10 protein-coding genes are annotated in these 19,577 nt (G+C 46.4%); 6 read left to right on the top strand and 4 right to left on the bottom strand.

The window, feature by feature from the left end:
* Positions 1–323 precede the first annotated feature (323 nt).
* The 3 genes from NG821_RS06060 to NG821_RS06050 all read left to right on the top strand — a co-directional run bounded on the left by NG821_RS06060 (position 324) and on the right by NG821_RS06050 (position 7,221).
* A complete protein-coding gene (locus NG821_RS06060; RefSeq protein ID WP_252760765.1) occupies positions 324–1,790 on the top strand; it encodes a sugar-binding domain-containing protein in 1,467 nt (488 codons plus the stop codon).
* Between the two features lie 766 nt (positions 1,791–2,556).
* Positions 2,557–4,056, top strand: a complete 1,500-nt coding sequence (locus NG821_RS06055; protein WP_252760764.1) for a PepSY domain-containing protein — start codon at positions 2,557–2,559, stop codon at positions 4,054–4,056.
* Between the two features lie 339 nt (positions 4,057–4,395).
* Positions 4,396–7,221, top strand: a complete 2,826-nt coding sequence (locus NG821_RS06050; RefSeq protein WP_394802062.1) for a sugar-binding domain-containing protein — start codon at positions 4,396–4,398, stop codon at positions 7,219–7,221.
* A gap of 6 nt (positions 7,222–7,227) precedes the next feature.
* Here the strand turns inward: NG821_RS06050 and NG821_RS06045 are convergent, their stop codons facing one another.
* The gene (locus NG821_RS06045) at positions 7,228–8,238 is read right to left on the bottom strand and encodes an aldo/keto reductase (RefSeq protein ID WP_252760763.1); all 1,011 of its coding nucleotides are present in this window, start codon (positions 8,236–8,238) and stop codon (positions 7,228–7,230) included.
* Positions 8,239–8,542: 304 nt separating this feature from the next.
* On the opposite strand from NG821_RS06045, the gene NG821_RS06040 reads away from it, so the two are divergent.
* The 3 genes from NG821_RS06040 to NG821_RS06030 all read left to right on the top strand — a co-directional run bounded on the left by NG821_RS06040 (position 8,543) and on the right by NG821_RS06030 (position 13,979).
* Positions 8,543–10,186, top strand: a complete 1,644-nt coding sequence (locus NG821_RS06040) for a GDSL-type esterase/lipase family protein (RefSeq protein WP_252760762.1) — start codon at positions 8,543–8,545, stop codon at positions 10,184–10,186.
* A 33-nt stretch (positions 10,187–10,219) separates the two neighbouring features.
* Positions 10,220–11,455 carry a rhamnogalacturonan acetylesterase gene (locus tag NG821_RS06035; RefSeq protein ID WP_252760761.1) on the top strand — a complete coding sequence of 412 codons (1,236 nt, stop codon included), beginning with the start codon at positions 10,220–10,222 and terminating at the stop codon, positions 11,453–11,455.
* A 130-nt stretch (positions 11,456–11,585) separates the two neighbouring features.
* Positions 11,586–13,979 (top strand): glycoside hydrolase family 2 protein, encoded by a 2,394-nt coding sequence (locus NG821_RS06030; protein ID WP_252760760.1) that lies wholly within the window; start codon positions 11,586–11,588, stop codon positions 13,977–13,979.
* Positions 13,980–14,515: 536 nt separating this feature from the next.
* Here the strand turns inward: NG821_RS06030 and NG821_RS06025 are convergent.
* From NG821_RS06025 to NG821_RS06015, 3 genes are all read right to left on the bottom strand, one after another.
* Positions 14,516–15,523, bottom strand: coding sequence for a glycoside hydrolase family 43 protein (locus NG821_RS06025; protein WP_252760759.1), 1,008 nt, complete (start codon positions 15,521–15,523; stop codon positions 14,516–14,518).
* Positions 15,524–15,536: 13 nt separating this feature from the next.
* Positions 15,537–16,703 carry a glycoside hydrolase family 88/105 protein gene (locus NG821_RS06020; protein ID WP_252760758.1) on the bottom strand — a complete coding sequence of 389 codons (1,167 nt, stop codon included), beginning with the start codon at positions 16,701–16,703 and terminating at the stop codon, positions 15,537–15,539.
* A gap of 164 nt (positions 16,704–16,867) precedes the next feature.
* Positions 16,868–19,396: a glycosyl hydrolase gene (locus tag NG821_RS06015; protein ID WP_252760757.1), complete on the bottom strand. Its 2,529-nt coding sequence runs from the start codon at positions 19,394–19,396 to the stop codon at positions 16,868–16,870.
* Positions 19,397–19,577 lie beyond the last annotated feature (181 nt).

The following is a 19,577-nucleotide window of genomic DNA, read 5'->3' as shown; positions in this document are numbered from 1 at the left end:
TTTTTGTAGCGTTTATCCTTTCTAAACAGACGATTTGTTAAAAATGTGTGTTAGAAGTCTTGAGTTGAGATGAATTGGTATCAGTTTTGAAGAAAATGTGATAAAAACTATTAAAAATGTTGCTTTATTCTGAATGTTTTCTTAAATTTGTCATCGAAAGGAATATTCTACATAGTAATATGCGTTTCCTATGAAAACCATGAAAACAGATATGACCGAAATGAGAATGTCTTGGCAGGATTTTCTTGCTGCCGGTGCTTTTTCGGAGGAAGAGTTTTTGTAAGAAAGTATTTTTACAATATTGTTTAATAGAGGAGGTAGGCATGAAGAAGTGGTTCTTCTTTTTTGTACTGTGTATTGGTTTTGCCGTAAAAGCTAACGCGCAAGAGAAAATAGATTTATCCGGTTATTGGTGGTATGCTACTGGCAGGATTACGGACCCCTCTGCTTTAGTCAAAATGACTGGTGATAAAATCGTTCTGCCCGGGTCTATCCTTACTGATAGCAGGGGTAGTTTGATGCCTCTTCAGGCTAAAAATACAACTTTTTTGACACCTTCTTCTAATAAAACGGACAGTTCCTCATCAGGATCCAATCAATTTTCAGAACCTAAACTGGCGTCTTTATCGAAGTCGGATGCCCATTACACAGGAACAGCATGGTATTGGAAATCTTTTTCCGTTCCCAAGGATTGGAAGAAATCCCGTGTATTCCTTTGTGTCGGTCGTCCACATATCCAGACAACGGTTTATGTCAATAATAAACTGTTGACTTCTTCTGCATCAGGTGCTTTGCCTTTCCAATATGATATCACACCTTATATCACTTGTGGTTGCAAGAATCAGATTGTTATGAAGGTTGACAATGAAAAGGGACAGGAGACTTTGGCTCAAGATACAAACTCTGTTTCATCGGGACTATCTGATGAATGGAACGGAATAGGCGGAAAAATGGAACTCCAAGCCAGGTCTTTGCAGACAATATATAATGTTAGAATTGGAAAGTATGATGCCAAAAGGCATTCTCTTCAGGTTTTCCTGCAAGGAGACAGAGGATTCGGGAAGAATTTGAAGTTCTTGCTTGAAGATAGTCCTGTTAAGATGTTGAGTGAGAAGAGTCAATCTATACAAGGTGAACAGGAAACGCTGGAGTATCATCTGACGTGTTACTTGGATAAATGGGATGAATTCCATCCGAATACTTACGAGTTGGGTATGGTCATCAAGAAAGATACCGTTCGCACTGTTTTCGGTATCCGGGACATCAGTACCAAAGGGGGAATGTATTATATCAATGGGCGCTCTGTGGCTTTCCACGTTGCGAATGCAGATGGAAACATTCCATTGTCTTCCTATCTTTCTGCCGATGTAGATGCCTGGTTCAATCTGCTTAAGCGTTATAGGGAAAAAGGTGTCAATGCGCTTTGTTTTAATCGCTATTGCCCTCCTGAAGCAGCCTTTACCGCTGCTGACTATTTGGGATTCTATCTGGAAATGGGGAGCCCTTCTCTCTCGGCACAAGTCGGAAATGAGTATAGCGGACTTCCGAAACATCAGAATACGCTTAAGGAAACGAAATATATCGTGGACCTTTTCGGAAACCATCCGAGTTTTGTGATGATGGTTGCCTCTAATGATACTTTTGGAAAATCGATCATGAAAGAGGATAGTTGGATCAAAGAAATGAACCAGTATGATCCGAAGCGGATTTATTGCAATAACGCTGATCCCCAGGTTTTGGCTTGGAACGACTCCGGTGACAATACGGTTAAAGAGGTTCGTGGCTATTAAGTCCTCTAATGTTCGGGCGTTCTTAGGTGTGAAGAGCATGGATGAATGGTGGCTTTGACCTTAAGAGGGAAGGTAGGGGATGCTAGAACACTTTAACTTGTTCATCGCCTTATTGCAGTATACTTTTAGTTGAGGTTAGAACCTGCAAAACTGATATCTGTCATGATCATTTATGAAGTTTCTTCTCCCATTTATGTGTTTTGCAATCAACTCGGAATGATAGTTCTTCTTTTTTATTGTAATTAACCTGGAGTTTATACTCGAAAATTTGTTGGTGGTAGAATACAAATTTAGAATTAGTGTTTTCTCTTCTTCCTCTTAATTTATCCGGCAATCTTTTGTTGTTGTGCCTTTTAAGTTGTCTTTTTTGTTTTCTAGTAAGGGCGATATCTTGTAATTACCGATTTTAAGGTATTGCAAAAGCGATAATATTATTTTACTTTTGCAAATTGAAAAATTGATTGCTACAAAGATCAAGAATGGAATGATCAAAATCAAATTTCCGGTTGACCCAAAGTCTGTCTGGCTGTCTTTCCGGTGTGTTATCATGACTTCTGTTAAAAAGCAAGCGCAGGTGGTTGTGGCAGTGCCGTGAGATAAAAGATCAGAGAAGTGTCTGCCCTGTTATGGTATTTGCTGCCCGGTTTGTTGCAAAAACAGGCAGATACGAAGATGTGGGATCAAATGTATGTTTACTTTGCCTGCAGACAATGCACTTATACAAGGTAAACGGGTATCATGTAAAGTTAAAACGGATTCGTGTAAGATGAAGCGCACATTTTGGAGAAAACAACATAAATGGTTCGGTTTGATATTTTGCTTTTTCATGTTGATGTTCTGTCTGTCAGGCATTGTGTTGAACCATCGGCAAGCAGTGGCAAAAGTGGATGTCAGTCGGAAATGGCTCCCCGAAGACTATCGTTATCAAAAATGGAACAATGGACTCCTGCGCGGTACGTTGGCTTATAGTGATAAGGATTCAGTCAGAAATGTATTGATTTATGGCACGGCCGGGATTTGGAAAACAAATCCTTCTGCCTCATCCTTTTCTGATTTTAATCGGGGATTGCCTGAGGGTGTAGATTACCGGCAGATCAGGGGGATGGTGCGCACGAGTCAGGGCCGCCTGTTCGCTGCGGGTCTTTTCAGCCTTTATCAATATTTCCCACATCGGGGTTGGCAGACCGTTCCTCTACCTGCCGGCAGGGATGAGATGTTGAGTGATGTGACGCTTCAGGGAGACACATTGGTGGTGGCGAGCCGTTCGTATCTTTATTGCTCTGTCCCCCCTTATCATTATTTTCATAAGATACAACTCCATACCCCGAAAGATGATGACGGCAAGGTATCTCTCTTCCGTACTGTCATGTTGATGCACAGCGGTGCACTTTTCGGGATATATGGTAAACTTCTGATGGATGCTGTGGCTGTTGCCCTCATGGTACTTTGTATTTCAGGAGTACTCTACTGGCTGTTGCCGAAGTATATCAGAAAGAAAAAGAAACTCGGATATCGTGCGAAAAAGGCGGCAGCTTTGATGAAACTGTCAATGCTATGGCACGATAAGGTGGGGCGTACGACAATCATATTGACTCTTTTCATAGCTTTTACAGGATGGTGCCTGCGCCCTCCTGTGCTGGTTGCACTTGCCCAGGCCAAGACATCTGCTTTGCCTGGTACAGTGCTCAGCACAAATAATGTGTGGAACGATAAACTGCAGATGATTCGTTATGACTCTGCTTGCCGTGACTGGCTCCTAGCTACTTCTGACGGGATATATGCGTTGAAAACGCTTGACTCCGTGCCTGTGAAAATAAAGACGGCGCCTCCTGTGAGTGTGATGGGACTCAATGTGTGGCAGAAAGATCGTTTCGGCCGTTGGCTTTGTGGGTCGTTTGAGGGCTTGTTTGTCTGGGATCGGCAGCGGAATACGGTGACTGATTATTTCACACATCAACCGGCTACAAAGAAGGCCGGGCCTCCTTTCGGGCAGAAAGCCGTATCCGGATTCAGTAGTGATTTCAGAGGTCAACCTTGTGCCGTAGAATATTCCAAAGGTACGGATCGTCTGCCTCAACCTGCAGGCATGTCTGGTTTGCCCATGTCGTTGTGGAACCTCTGCCTGGAAATCCATTCAGGACGTATTTATATTGGGGCGGCTGCCACACTTTTCTTTATCTTCTTTGCGGGAATGGCTGCCATGTGGTGCCTTTGGTCGGGGTATAAGATCAGATTGAAGAAGCGTGCCAAAAGTGCCCGACCTTGAGTCTCAATAGTTCTTCGGATAATTTGACTCCTTTTGTTCTCAGGTTGCAGTTGTATGATGTCGCTTGCGTTGACGCTCTCTTCTACCTGATTCTATTCTTGTTTTATGAAAGAAAGCGCAATAAAGTCAGAACTAATACAGGAGTTGAAAATTATTTTTTATATCTTTGCATAAGAATACGGTCCGAGGATTGTAAGGGCTGGTCGTATGTATTTAATCAAACTAAAATGAATCTTGTCTATTGGGCAGAGAGCGACGACTTCTACCATTAGACTTTAATATTTTTGATACTTGAAAAAACTGATATTCATCTGTTTATTGGGAGTTTTGTCTGTGTTGATGGCAAAAGGCCAGGGGAAGATCAACTTGTCAGGCTATTGGAATTTTACAACTGCTCCTGTTTCTGAGTCGATGCTTTCATCCGTGAGGGGAGAGAAGATATTTCTGCCCGGATCGATGCTGACGAATGGCAAGGGGGATGAGGTGTCCATCGATACAAAATGGACTTGTTCGCTGTATGATTCGAGTTATTACCATAATCCTTATATGGAAAAATACCGTCAACCGGGACATCTGAAGTTTCCTTTCTTTCTGACTCCTGCCAAGCATTATGTAGGCTCTGCATGGTATTGGACAACGGTCAGGATTCCGGCAACTTGGCGTAATAAACGGATCATCCTTTTCCTTGAGCGACCGCACATAGAAACGACCCTCTATGTGAATGGAAAAGTTGTCGGTCATCTCTTGTCGCTCTCTACGCCTCATCAATATGACATAACACCGTTCGTGGACTTCAATGAGTCCAACCGGATTGCGGTACAGGTCTATAACGGAATAGAAAATGTGGGGGTAGGCAGAGACTCTCACAGCGTGACGGATCAGACACAGGGTAATTGGAATGGTATCGTTGGAAAAATAGAATTGTTGGCTTGTGCCGAAAAATCGGTCGAACGGATCAGAGTGGAGCGATATGATGAGGCGAGCCATTCCTTGCAGGTTGAATTGCAGGGGAAGAAAGGATTCGATAGGTCTCTCCGGTTCTTCATTGATCATCGCCCTGTGAGAGTCATCCGTTCCGAAACAGTTTCAGGGAAACCGGATGCGCGACTGTACCGATTGGCTTGTTCTTTGAAAACATGGGATGAATTTCACCCGCAAGTTTATCAGTTGGGCATTGTTGCGCGCGGAGATACGTCACAAGTGCAATTCGGAGTTCGGGATATTGCGGTCAAAGGTCGTCAGTTTTATATCAATGGCCGTCCGATGTGGATTCGGGGAACTGTCGAAAATTGTGATTTCCCATTGACCGGTTATCCTCCGACGGACGTAGACTCTTGGCTTGCGATCTTTAGGAAATGCAAGGCTTATGGATTGAATGCGATGCGTTTCCACAGTTATTGCCCTCCTGAAGCTGCATTTACAGCTGCTGATCTGGTGGGATTCTATCTTCAGCCGGAGGGACCTTCGTGGCCGAATCATGGCGTAAAACTCGGACAGGGGATGAAGATCGATACTTATCTGAAAGAAGAAACCAAGCGTATCGTTGATGCTTATGGCAACCATCCGAGTTTTGTGATGATGGCAGCTGCCAATGAACCTGCTGGTAATTGGGTAAAATGGTGTGACGAATGGGTCAAGGAAATGAAACAGTATGACCCGCGTCGGGTGTATTGCGGTGCTTCTGTTGGCGGAGGCTGGGCTTGGGACTCCGGGAGTGATTACCATGTGAAGGGTGGTGCACGGGGACTGGATTGGAATAGTCATGCGCCTCAAAGTGAGGATGATTACCTGAACGATATCCTGCATCCCCGTCATTTCACAGGATCGGGCGAGAACGATACGCCTATGATTGCCCACGAACAGGGGCAGTGGTGTGCCTTCCCGGATTTGAAAGAGAGGAGTCAGTATACCGGTGTCTACAAGGCAAGGAATTTTGACATCTTTGCCGACTTGCTTCATGATCATGGAATAGCAACGATGGCGGGGAAGTTTCTTTCTGCCAGTGGAAAATTGCAGGTCCTGTCCTATAAATATGAAATAGAGCGGAACCTACGGACTAAGGACTATTCTGGCTTTTTCTTACTCGGACTGAATGATTACAGCGGTCAGGGAACTGCACTCGTGGGACCTTTGAATGTTTTCTGGAAAGAGAAGGGGTATGTCACTGCGCCCGAATGGCGGGAGTTCTGCTCCCCGATAGTCCCTTTGGCCCGTTTCCCGAAATTCGTTTTCTCTAGCCAAGATACGATCAGGATACCTGTAGAGATGTACAATGCTTATTTTGAAACTTTCCAAAAGGCGCGTACTTCCTATACGATTACGGAAAACGGAGATACGCTCTCTTTAGGCCTTCTTCGAGTTGGTGATATTCCTGTGGGTAAGAATTTTCCCTTGGGGACAGTCGTCTTCCAACCTTCGCAACTCCTCCATCCCACAAAACTCACATTGACAGTATCTTCTGTTTCAGACAGTCGTGATGGGAGTCAGACCTCTGTCGGCAGAGTGAAAAACCAGTGGGACTTCTGGGTCTATCCTCCTGTTGCCCTGCCTCATTCTGATGGAGTGTATATCTCTGATACATTAGACGCAAAGGCTATACGCATTCTTCGCAAAGGCGGTAAGGTCTTGCTGATTGCAGCAGGGAAAATAAAATATGGTGACGATGTGAAACAGACGTATTTGCCGGTTTTCTGGAATACGAGTTGGTTCAAGATGCGTCCGCCTCATACGACCGGCTCTTATATTCAGAACGATCATCCTGTGTTTGCTGAGTTTCCCACGGACAACTGGCAGAACCTAAACTGGTGGGAACTGGTGAATAAGGCACAGGTGATGAACCTCTCTGCCTTTCCTGTGGATTACCAGCCGATAGTCCAACCTATTGATACCTGGCATATCAGTCGTAAACTCGGGATGCTTTTTGAGGCGAAAGTGTTGAACGGCAGACTGATGATGACGACCATCGACCTATCGAATCATTTGGATACACGTCTCGTTGCTCGGCAACTCCTGAAATCTGTTCTGGACTATATGGATGGTCCCTCTTTCAATCCTTCCCTCAGTTTGCCTTTGATGACGATTTCAGATCTTTTCGAGAAAGAGGCGCCGCGGGTGGATATGTATACCAATGACTCTCCGGATGAATTGAAACCTAAATTGAATTAGATCTCCTTATTTCTTTTCTGATGCCTTATTCTGGAATTTAGGGATAATGCAATTCTCAAAACTTGGTGCCTGAATACATTTCAGATTGTTTTCCAACTGACCTGTACTGCTGGCACCAACTAATACGGACGTCACACCCTTCTGTGCCAAGATCCATGAAAGTGCCATCTCTGCCAATGACTCATGGCGCTGCATGGCGATGGCATTGAGTTGCTTCAGATATTGGAGCATTTCCGGGGTGAGGACAGACTGGCTCAGGGAGTTGTGCTGTGCCATCCTACTGTCTACTGGTATGCCGTGTAAATAGCGGTCTGTCAACAGGCCCTGTGCCAAGGGTGAAAAAGAAATGAAGCCGATACCATGATCGTTACAATACTTGAGGATGCCTTCTTCCTCCGGTGCCCTGTCAATGATGTTCAGCCGTCCTTGATAGATGAGCAACGGGACATCCCGTTCACGGAGATAGGCATCGGCAAACTCGAGTGCTTTTAGCGGCCATCGGCTGATGCCGATATAGAGTGCTTTCCCCTGTTTGACGATGTCAACAAGAGCTTGAAGCGTTTCTTCTAGCGGTGTGTTCGGATCGTACCGATGACTGTAAAACAGATCCACGTAGTCCAGGTGCATGCGCTTGAGACTCTGGTCAAGGCTGGCTATGAGGTATTTCCTTGAGCCCCAGTTGCCATAAGGTCCGGGCCACATGTCATATCCGGCTTTGGTGCTGATGAAGAGTTCGTCCCGATAGGGGCGGAAGGAATCGTCTATCAGTCTTCCTAAGTTCTTTTCTGCCGAACCGTAGACAGGTCCGTAGTTGTTGGCTAAATCAAAGTGGGTGATGCCGTGGTCAAAGGCAAAACGGGTGATCTGCCGGGCCTTTTCGTATGAATCGACACTTCCGAAATTGTGCCAGAATCCAAGACTTACTCTTGGCAGAAGCACACCGCTTTTCCCGCATCGCTGATATTCCATTCCGTTATTGTAACGGTTATGGTCGGCTGTATATTGATCTGGAATCATAGTGAAATATTTATTGTTCATGCAAATATAACAAATAAAACACATACAACCTTGATTTTGACTATCTTTAAGACGATGGAATGACTTGTTAGACTTTTTAGCCATATCCATGTCACAAATTGTGGGGTTGAAATCAAAAATTATAGTTTGGTTGTTGAAGAATATTTGTAACTTTGCAATTGGGAATGGTCTTTGATGACTTGACTAATCAAAGTTTATACTGTCAATTTAAGACGGGTGGTCGTTTCTCTTAAGTTCGCCGCCGTCTTGTTATGACCATGAAACAACTACTAAAAACTAATTGATGATGAACAGACATTTAGCCCTATCTTGCCTTACTGCTTTGTTGGTTACCACTTTCTTTCTTCCTTCATTGTTGAATGCTCAGGTAGCGGCTCCGATGAAAGATGTCAATCATGTCGTGGATTTGACATACGATAGTTTGGGTAAGGCTCAGTCAGCCCGTCCTGTCCCTGGGTCCAGCAGAAAAGGAAATCATCCTGTCCTGTTCCTCGTAGGCAATTCCACAGTTCGTAACGGTACTTTGGGCAATGGCAACAACGGTCAGTGGGGTTGGGGATATTTCACCCATATCTTCTTCAATCCGGAAAAGATAACTGTTGAGAATCAGGCTTTAGGGGGCATGAGCAGCCGTACCTATTACAATAAATTGTGGGCACCGGTAAGAGATGCCATTCGCCCGGGCGATTGGGTCATTATTTGCATCGGGCACAATGATAACGGACCTTATGACAGTGGCCGTGCTAGGGCAAGCATACCGGGAACCGGCACTGATTCTCTCAATGTGGTTATCAAGGAGACAGGCGTTCATGAGACGGTCTACACTTATGGGGAGTATATGCGTAAATTCATCCGTGATATCCGCAGTCGTGGTGGCCATCCTATTCTGCTGTCTCTGACGCCCCGTGACGATTACGATGCCAAGACGGGTAAAATTGTCAGGAAGATCCATACACAATGGTTGGAGGAAGTGGCGGCTACGTATGGAGTGCCCTTTGTTGACTTGAATGAAATATCGGGTAGAAAACTCGACAGTTATAGCCATTGGAAAGAGAAATACATGTTTTATATTGACCATATCCATTCAAGTCGGTTTGGCGCTATGATGAATGCCCGCAGTGTGGCTGAAGGAATCGCTGGAAGCCCCAATCCTGCCCTGCAACCGCTGCAGCAGATGTTGCTGCCGCTGACCTTGCCGGTAGAACCTGTGAAACGTGAGAAAGGCAAACCTGTAGTCTGGATCACCGGTGACAGTACGGTGAAAAATGAGGACAAGGACAAGAATGGCATGTGGGGCTGGGGCTCTCAGGCCTATACCGTCTTTGACCGCAAGAAGATCACTTGTTACAATGCTGCACAGGCGGGCCGCTCTACACGTACTTATCTGAATGAAGGCCGTTGGGACCGTGTCTATAACAGTCTCCAACCGGGCGACTTCGTGCTGATCCAGTTTGGTCATAATGACATCGGTCCTATCGATCATGACAAGGAGCGTGGGGTGATTGCCTGTGCCGAGGACACCAGTCATGTCTATCGGTCTGCTCATGACGGTCATTATGAAGTGGTCTATAGTTTCGGCTGGTATCTGAAAAAATTTATCGATGATGTCCGCGAGAAGGGCGCTACTCCTATTTTGGTCTCCTTAACTCCGCGCAATGAGTGGAAGGATGGGAAGATCGAGCGCCGCAACGACACCTATGGCAAGTGGTATCGTGAGGTGGTCAAAGCGACTGGTGTGGAATTCGTGGACTTGCACAATATTACGGCTGACTGGCTGGACAAGCATTGTGGCAGTAAGGAAAAGGCAACTCAATATTTCAATCACGATCATACGCATACGAGTTTGATAGGTGCCAGACTGAACGCAAAAGATATTGCTGCAGGCCTGAGGATCATCAAAAGTCCTTTGGCCAAATACTTGAAGTGAGGAAAGATATTAATAACCCATTTGTCATATACAATGAAGAAGACCTTAATTTTTGCAGTGTTGTTTTTCTTGGTTCTATCTGCCGATAGCCAGACTTTTGACCTGACTGAACCGCAACCTGTTTACTCGGAAAGAGTGGGGTATGGGTATGACATCCTGCCTGCTCCTGCGAAGAAAAATCTGAAACCGTTTTTCTTTTCTGTCAAAGTTCCTGACGGGAATTATAAGGTCACAGTGACTTTGGGTAGCCGGTACAAGGCTGCCCAAACTGTCGTGCGTGCTGAGAGCCGCAGGTTGTTTTTGGAAAATACGCCTACTGCCAAGGGGAAGTATAAGACATTTACGTTTATCGTCAGTAAACGTTCTCCATCTATTTCTGATAGAGAACAGGTGAGATTGAATCAGCGGGAATACGGTTCTTTGGACTGGGATGAGAAACTGACATTGGAATTCAACGGACCTGTTCCTGCTGTAAAAACAATAACAGTGGTACCTGATACGACTGCCGTCACGGTTTTCCTTTGTGGAAATTCTACGGTGGTAGATCAGGCTAAAGAGCCTTGGGCGAGTTGGGGGCAGATGATCCCGCGTTGGTTCGATGACAGAATCGCCATTTCCAACCACGCAGAAAGTGGGTTGACGGCAACGTCCTTTATTCATCAAAACCGCTTGGATAAGGTCCTCAGTATGTTGAAAAAGGGTGACTGGGTGTTCTGTGAATTCGGGCATAATGACCAGAAAGAGCATGACCCCGGCGCCGGAGCTTGGTATAATTTCAGTTATGCTTTGAAAATATTTATCGATAAGGTGCGCCAGGCAGGTGGCCACATAGTTTTCGTCACGCCTACCCAACGGCGGTTCTGGGACGATACCCACACCCATATCATCGAAACGCATGGAGACTATCCTGAGGCGATGAGGACTGTGGCCAAACGGGAAAAGGTCCCCGTTATAGAATTGCATGATATGACCCGAACTTTCTTTGAAACTTTGGGTTTTGACGATAGCAGGAGGGCATTGGTACAATACCCGGCTCATACTTTTCCGGGACAAGATAAGGCACTCGAGGATAATACTCATTTTAATCCGTACGGTGCTTATGAGGTTGCGAAGATGGTGGTTATGAGAATGAAGGCGAATCATCTGAACTTGGTCATGGATTTGCGCCCGGATTGGAAGGACTTTGACCCTGCACATCCTGATTCTTGGAAAACGTTTACATGGTTTCCTGCTCCGATGCTCGATCTCGTAAAACCTGCAGGAAATTAACAGTTGATGCGGTTTCTTCTTTTTTGATCAATCTTGTGAACGGATCTTGATGCGATATTTCCTTGGTCGATAGATGTGTTGTTGTTGGACTGTGGAATAGAAAATACTTTGAAATGCTCTTTTGACTACTATGAGAAAAGCAATATTATTTGTGATAGCCCTGTTGAGCGCGCTCTCGATAGACGCACAACGGGATACAGTCAACCTCGATTTCGGTTGGCAGTTTAAGAGGTTGGAGTCTGCCGCACAACCTGATAAAATCGATTTCCATTCGCCGGACGTACAACCTGTCGACTTACCTCATGATTTTCAGATCTCCCAACCTTGGGTGAAACCTGCGCCAAGTGAAAGACCGGACTATAGTGATCAGGCGGCAAACGTGAAAAGCCGCCTGTCTCCCCGGGCTTTCAAGGAGATGGGGATTGGTGCCTATAGGAAAGTGATCCATGTGCCTTCTTCTTGGAAAGGGCGTCGGATAGAGATCGATTTCGGAGGGATCATGCTCGTAGGGGATGTCTATCTGAATGGTAAAAGAATCGGAGGAACTGACTATGGGTATGTGGGGTTCGGAATAGACCTGACAGCCCAACTCCAATATGGTGCGGACAATGAAATTGTAGTCATTGCCAATACGATGGGGGCGAATAATTCGCGTTGGTATACGGGAGGGGGACTTTATCGTGACGTCCGCCTGCTGTTGACGGATTCGCAGTTGTACTTTGCCCGTCATCCTCTGCATATCACAACTCGGGACAATCGCTTTGTGAACGTTACGGCAGAACTCTGTTGCTATGGCAGGCAGAAACAGGGGAAAGTCAAACTCCGTATTCTGAATGCTGAAGGTCAGGTGGTGGCTGTTGCTGACAGTCTACTGGAGTTTTCTCCGAAACGGCATGACAAGGAGTACGCCATGACTCCTTTGGCTTTGTCAAAGCCTCAACTTTGGTCTTGCGAACACCCGTATTTATACACTGCGGAAGTGTCTGTATACCGGGCAGACGGCTCTTTGGCTGACCAGGTCAGTGAGCCGTTTGGCGTCCGTACGTTTGAATTCTCTCCACAGTACGGACTGAAACTCAATGGCCGGAAATTGCTGTTGAAGGGCATTGCCGGTCATTCTACCTATGGGGCTTTGGGGGCTGCAGCTTATCCTCGGGTGATCGAAAAGACGATCAAAACGCTCAAGGCTTTCGGATTCAATCATATCCGTACTTCTCATAATCCCTATAGTGAAGATTTCTATAGGTTATGTGATAAATATGGGATTGTCGTACTGGATGAACTCTACGATAAATGGCTGAAACAGTATGCCGGAGGGCGTGCAGACTGGACCTCTCTGTGGCAGTATGATGTGCCGGAGTGGGTGAAAAGTGACCGGAATCACCCTTGTGTGGCTTTCTGGAGTTTGGGTAACGAACTCCAGACGTATCCGAATCTGCCTTTCAATGATTGGGGTGTCACGGCCTACCGACTCCAGCGGACACTTCTGCACCGTTATGACACTACTCGTCCTGTGACGGTGGCCATGCATCCTCGTGGTCGTAACTGGGAAACGGACTCCCTGCCTTGCGACTTGGCGATGATCACTGACATCCAGGCTTATAACTATCGGTATATGTATTTCCCGGGAGACGGCAGACGCTTTCCCAATATGATTTTTTATCAGAGTGAGGCTAACCTTTCCAATATGGGACCGAATTTCTATGGGATGGATCTCCATAAGGTGATCGGACTGGCTTATTGGGGCATGATCGACTATCTTGGTGAAAGTCAGGGATGGCCTGCAAAAGGCAGTGACGGAGGGGTCTTTGACTGGTCTCTTCAGCCTAAGCCTGAGGCCTATTTCCTGAAATCTATGTTTTCTGATCAACCTGTCGTCCATATTGGCATTGTCGATAAGGTGGAGGACGGACGGGTTTGGAATGGTGTCAAAGGATCGGTGAAGCAATTGTCTGATCATTGGAATCGTACCTCTGGGAAGAAATACACTGTCTATACTTATACCAATGCTCCTGTGGTAGAATTGCTTGTCAATGGGAAGAGTCTCGGGACAAAGAAAAATTCTACCGATCCTGACCGACGAAATAAGATTGTCTGGGATAGTGTAGCCTATGCTCCCGGCTATATAGAGGCTGTGGCCAAGAGGGATGGGAAGATCATCGCCAGGCATCGTATAGATACTTTCGGCAAAGCCGTGAAACTGACTCTGTCGGCTGATCCTGAGGTTTGGCATGCTGACGGTCAGGATCTTCAGTTCGTTCAGGTGAATGCTGTCGATGCCAAAGGCAATCGGGTATGGACTGCCAATGAGGAGATGGATTTTTCCGTCGAGGGCAATGCCCGTATAGTTGGCGTCTCCAATGGCGATATTACGACTGACGAGGATCTTGCCGGCTCTCGCATTCGTCTTTATAACGGGACTGCACAGGTTATTCTCCGTGCCGGCCGAAATCTGGGAAAGGTACTGTTGAAGGTGTCTGGGGGTAGATTCAAAGATAGGTTTATAAAACTTGCCCTGCATTGATGCCAAATGAGGCTTTGGGTCTGAATGGACGTCGTTGAAGTAAAAACGGACACTGCTATGAGACTCACCGGATAGCTTATGGTTTAAATGTTTTTCTACATAAGATTCAAAAACTGCCAACCTGATCAGTGTTATTTCTGAAAAAGGGTATCTCTTATTTTCTTTGCAGGTCAAAGGATTCTTATTCTATTCGGACAGAATTATAGGAATTGATTTATGGATATTGTAAAAATACTACTTCAAGAGTGCAAAGGTCTATCCCTCGACTTATGAAGGGCGTTCCCAAAACGTGGGAATGGGAGTACTATAGGGATATGAAGCGTGTTCCCAAAATGTGGGAATGGGAATCCCGGAGCGTGGAAAAGAAACCTTCGAATTAGGGCTTCGATGCCCTTTATAGGCAATGAATAAGGCATAATGTCTACGGTTTTAAATTTCTTGGACAAAACAGAAAAGCGGCCATCCCTTTCCTTTTTGCGGAAAAGGGTGACCGCTCGCATAAAACTTGTTTTTAAGATAGATGACGTCGGTTTGTCTTATTCTTGAGGTTGGCCTCCTTTGGACCAGTTGATCAAGCGGTCATATTCAGCCTTTGTGATTCTCATGAAAGAACCGTGCTGGGGACCGTTGACACCCTTAATGTCTACAGGATCAGAAAAATTCTTCAAATGCTCGTCGGCTTTACATATCCGATAGTGCTTGGGATGATCGGAATATTGGATATAGGCGACTCTCCAGGTCTTGTCGCCAATCAACTGGAACGCAGAGGGCCCTTCACAAAGTTTCTTCCCTTCAAAATTGACATAATCATTGTCTGACGGTTTGCCCCAAGGACCGGTCAGGCTTGTGGATGTGGTCGTATAAATGCCGGGGTTCCCGCCTTCTTTCTTGATGAGAAGATGATAGAGATGGTCGCTCTTGAGATAATTGATGTCGGCATCAATCGTTGCGTAGCCCCAATCGAACAGTAACTTAGGAGTCGTAATATGGGTGAAACTCTTGTCGGCATAACTGTAATACATTCGGTCATAGGGACAAACTTTCTTGTCCATAATGGAATAATAGATCATGTAACCTCCCTTTTCTCCGTTCGTCCAACGGTAGTTCGGATCCCAGAAAATCTGAGGGGCCCAAACCCTTTGGATGGTCGGGGAGTACTTCCTGAAATCAATGGTTACAGAACTCCAGTGTATCAGATCTTTGCTTTTCAGCAAGTCGATGCCGTAATTGTCCCATTTATGAGATCTTCTGACACACATGTCAGTAGTCGTCATAATATAGCCGTCCGCATTATAAGTGCGGCATAAATAGGCATCCCGTGTCCCCCCTTCAATACGGGCGAGTTGTGCTGAACTGAAGATGGAATCTCCTCCGAGGATATCCTGATAGTGGTAACCGTCCCTGCTGACAGCATAGGCTGTCCATTCCCCCCGGTCACTCATGTGGCAATAGAGGTAACCGTAATTTCCCTTTTGAGGATTTTGCGCAAATGTAACAGTAGAAATGAAGAGTAATGAAATAATAACAGTTGTAATCCGATTCATATTTTTTGTGATTTTATTTTTTAGCATGCTTGTCCAAATGGGCTGACGCCTTGATGAGTTGGGCATACTCTGAGGCTCCCAATAGGAAACATCCGGTGCCGAAATCTTCGAAGTCAGGGACATGGGTGTAGTTGAGCGGCTGGCCTGCCGAAGGGTCTTTCCCTGTTCCCTGACTGTAGCCGATAAACCCGTTATCATGTACAGTACTCTTGAGCGCTTGCCATGCTCTGTCACAAGCCTGGCGATAGGTCTTCCCTTTTAAAATGCCATTTTGCAGTCCCCAACTCATACCATATAGGAAGAGTGCTGTACCGGATGTTTCAGGACCTTCATAGGAAGAAGAGACCAAACTGGGATTCCAGAAACCGTCCTGACGCTGGCATTTGATCAGAGCTTTGCTCATTTGGATGAAGTCCTTCTTCAGCAACAGGCCGGCCTTGTTGTCTTTATGGAGCGTTTGGAGGACTTTGACGAGGGCAGCATAGACCCATCCGTTGCCACGACTCCAATAGCAATCCTTGCCATCAGTCTCCTTATAGGGCGCTACATAGTCCTTGTCTCTCCACCACAGTCCGTCTTTCTTGTTGAAAAGACCTCCTGCCAAACTGTCCCTGCTCCACAGGTAACACTTCATGGCATAGTCCAAGTATTTTGCTTCACCTGTGATTTCGGCATATTTGGCGTATATGGGCATGGCCATTTGAATGGCGTCAATCCAAGTCCAGTATGTATGCTTTCCTGTCGCGATCTGCGAGTCCAGGTTCTCTTTGACCTTTTCGATCTTTTCCTGCCCTCCTGACTGGACATAGCGTTCCAGATAGATCTGTTCACAGCATTGGTCGTCTGCATTGGTCGTATTGAGACCGTTGCGCGGGGCCCATTGATGGAAGTTCGCCCATCGGTCGGTGTAGTGGATATAACTGGTATCTCTGTCGATTTCGTAAAGAGCCATTAATCCTTCGTAATAGACGGATCTGGTCCAGAGGTTGCTGGAACGCTCTTTCTTCACGAAAGTAGGTTGGGTGGGATCCGGATATTTATGGATAAAATAGGTGTTTACTTTTCTTGCGGTCGCAATAATATCTTCGGCCTTTATCCGGGATTGCAGATTCTCCGCCTGCAGTGTACCGTTAGCTGCTGCAAAGAGCAGGAAGAGAATGAAAGTAGCTGTCTTCTTCATAATGGTATGCTTTGTATCCGGAGGGAGTGGTCTGCCGTTCGAAGGTCCTCGGCTTGTAGATCACTCTGTGTTCCGGGTTAATGTCTGAATGAGTTTGTCTTTTTAATCGAGTTTGCGGATGAAAAATTCTGTTTTTCTCCGATCAGTAGGAGCATCAGTTGCCGTTACAGTCCCGTTTGTTCTGTTGCCTGTTCGAGTTTGACCGTACTGTTCAGTCCGCTGGGGACCGGTCCCCAATGGGAATAATCGGATTTGTGATAAGTGATGTCGACAATATTGATTTCTTTGAACTTACGCCATTTGACGCCTTTTCGGTCAAGGTCTGAAATACGGTTGGCCGGCAGGTTAGTCACCTCAATGCGTAAGGTGTTCGTGCCGTTTTTCAAAGCGTTCTTACAGTTGAGCACGAATGGGACACTCCAGGCACACCCGATGAATTTTCCGTTCAGATAGACTCTTGCGCTCTCGCGGACATCTCCCAGATTGATATTCCAATGAGCTGCTGCCTGACGCTTGGTGAGTTTGAAGGTCGTCTTATAAACTCCCGTTCCCATGGTAATGCGCGTCTTGTCATCGAGTTTTTCCCACGTCTTCAGACCCTTGAACCGGAACGTTTCGCCTACCTTAGGTGCATCGTCGATAAAACTCAGCTGCCATTGGTTCCGAGTGAGGTCAATATCCGGCAGACGGTCAGTGACTTTGGATGCCTTCTGCCTTTGATTCCCTGCCGTTCCCTGATTGGATGTGACCAGGATGCGACTCTCGCCACTTTTCAAAATCATGTGTATCTTACCCCCCTTCTGTTCGGCTTCATATTTGTTGCCGTTGAGCGGGTTGAGCCAGGTCGCCTTTTTGAAGTGTACAGCCAAAGGAATAAAGGCATCCATGTCGTTTGGCGTCAGATTGGCAATGAAATAGTGATAACCAGACGCATGATGGCGGCGGATCATCTTCAGTCCGTATTTCGCTTTCATTTCTTCCGGAGTGGCATGAGCAGACATTTCATCCGGATGTATGCCCCTCATGACTCGGGTAGAATTCCCCCTCGCCAGGGCTTTGAGTTTTTGAGCAACTTTTGCACTCAGGATGCTTCCTTCAGGGATGATGATGCCTTTGTATTTCGTGCCTGCAGCCGTTTGAATACTGCCGTCGGCAGCAACTGTGCACCCTAATAGATATTTGTCACTGATATAGTCACAATCATACCCGAGGAGTTCGATGCCCAGGATATCCTTGATGAACTTCGGAGCAAGTTTGGACATATTGTCTATGCTGAACAACATGAGCCTGCGCCGAGTGTTCTCCCGCCACATATTATAGATCGGCAGGTAGACCAGAAAATCATTGTCGGGTTTGCCCCATTGCAGAAAACTCTGGCAGCGGGTGATATACTGCATCAGGAACGGGGCATCTCTCCAGATCGAATTGGTCGGACTCATGTCAATACTGGCATAGAACTTCCATCCCGGCCAAGGATCATTTTTGGGAGAATAGGCTGTGCCATGGAAGAACATGTGGTTGACTCCAGCACAGAACATCAAGTCCAGGTCGGGTTTCAGTTGACTCAGTGAGGTGCGGAAGTGTTCGGTCAGCCAAGTAAAAGTCTCGCTGGAAGTATAAGGCTTACCGGTGATATGAGCTGCCGATGGGGCATATTTCAACATGGACAAGTCACTCAAGTTGGGTTTGGTGGCGATGGAATCTTTTCGCAGACCTTTGATCCCGAAGTCAGTGAGGCCGAACCCTTCGATCTCAGGGATGTCCACGGCCGCATAACAGTCGATCAGGTTGGCAGGGGAGCCATGGGCCTGATTGCGTGTAATGGCACCGTGACGATGTGCCCACGTTGTCCACTGTTCGGTGAAGTTCTCCAGCAGGAGTTCTCCCAATGTCTCGCGATAGTCACTGATGACTTTCGGATCACCGGCAAGAAACTCGGGGAATTTATCCTGGAGTTTGTATCCTCGACGGGCTTGGAATTCTTTGATGAGAGAAGGCGTCCAGTCCGCATTGTAGACCTCGTAACTGTCGTTGAACATGGTATGTGGGAAAGGGGTATGCGTAGCGGCAAAGACACTGTCGAAATGGGCAAGGTAATGCGCTACCGCCTTTTTGTCGAAGTGGTCGATGACATAGCCTTCGCCACCGGGTGCAGAACGCTTGACCATTTGCCGGGTACGACTGATGAAGAGAACGATGACACGTTTGTGTCTCTTGTCACCTGGGACGGGGAACGTCTTGATGATCTGGGGCTTTGCGTATTGTTGTTCCTTTTTCGGAATCCGATAGTTGATCTTCATCAGGTCAGCATTCATATTCACTATGGTATCACAGAACAAGGCTTTGCAGGCAGCATCGTTGACAGATATCCAAGGACCTCCGAAAGGCCAGCCCGTGCCGGTGCTCATATCGATCTCCATATGGTCGGCCTTGCCCGTGCTTTCGGTATAGCACAGCATGTCCATCCACTTTGGTGAAAGGTAGGGAATCTCATTCTTGTCATTCCCCTGTACACCGTAGATAGGCGTGATCTCTACAGCTCCGATCCCGGCCTTGTGGTATTGGTCGAGGCTCCACTTCAATTCTTTTTTGTCGACGGCAGACCCCATCCACCACCATCTTACGCCGGGCAGAGCCTCAGGCGATACTTTTGGCCATGACTGGGGGGATGCATTGATGGTACCGATTGTCATGCAGATTAGTAATAGTAGAATCTTTTTCATGTCTTTGATTAATCAATTTGTTTAGTCGCAAAGTTACAAATAAAATTTTAAACAGCGGTTGAAGTAAGAGAATAATACTGTGGGTTGCAGGTCTTGAAAAGCAGAGGGGAGGCGATCCTGAGGCGGCTCCTGTCAGGTGTAGAAATCAGAT

Origin of the sequence: Segatella cerevisiae (assembly GCF_024054555.1) — a bacterium.
In the GTDB taxonomy this organism is placed as follows: domain Bacteria; phylum Bacteroidota; class Bacteroidia; order Bacteroidales; family Bacteroidaceae; genus Prevotella; species Prevotella cerevisiae.
This window is presented reverse-complemented; position numbering and strand designations above follow the sequence as displayed.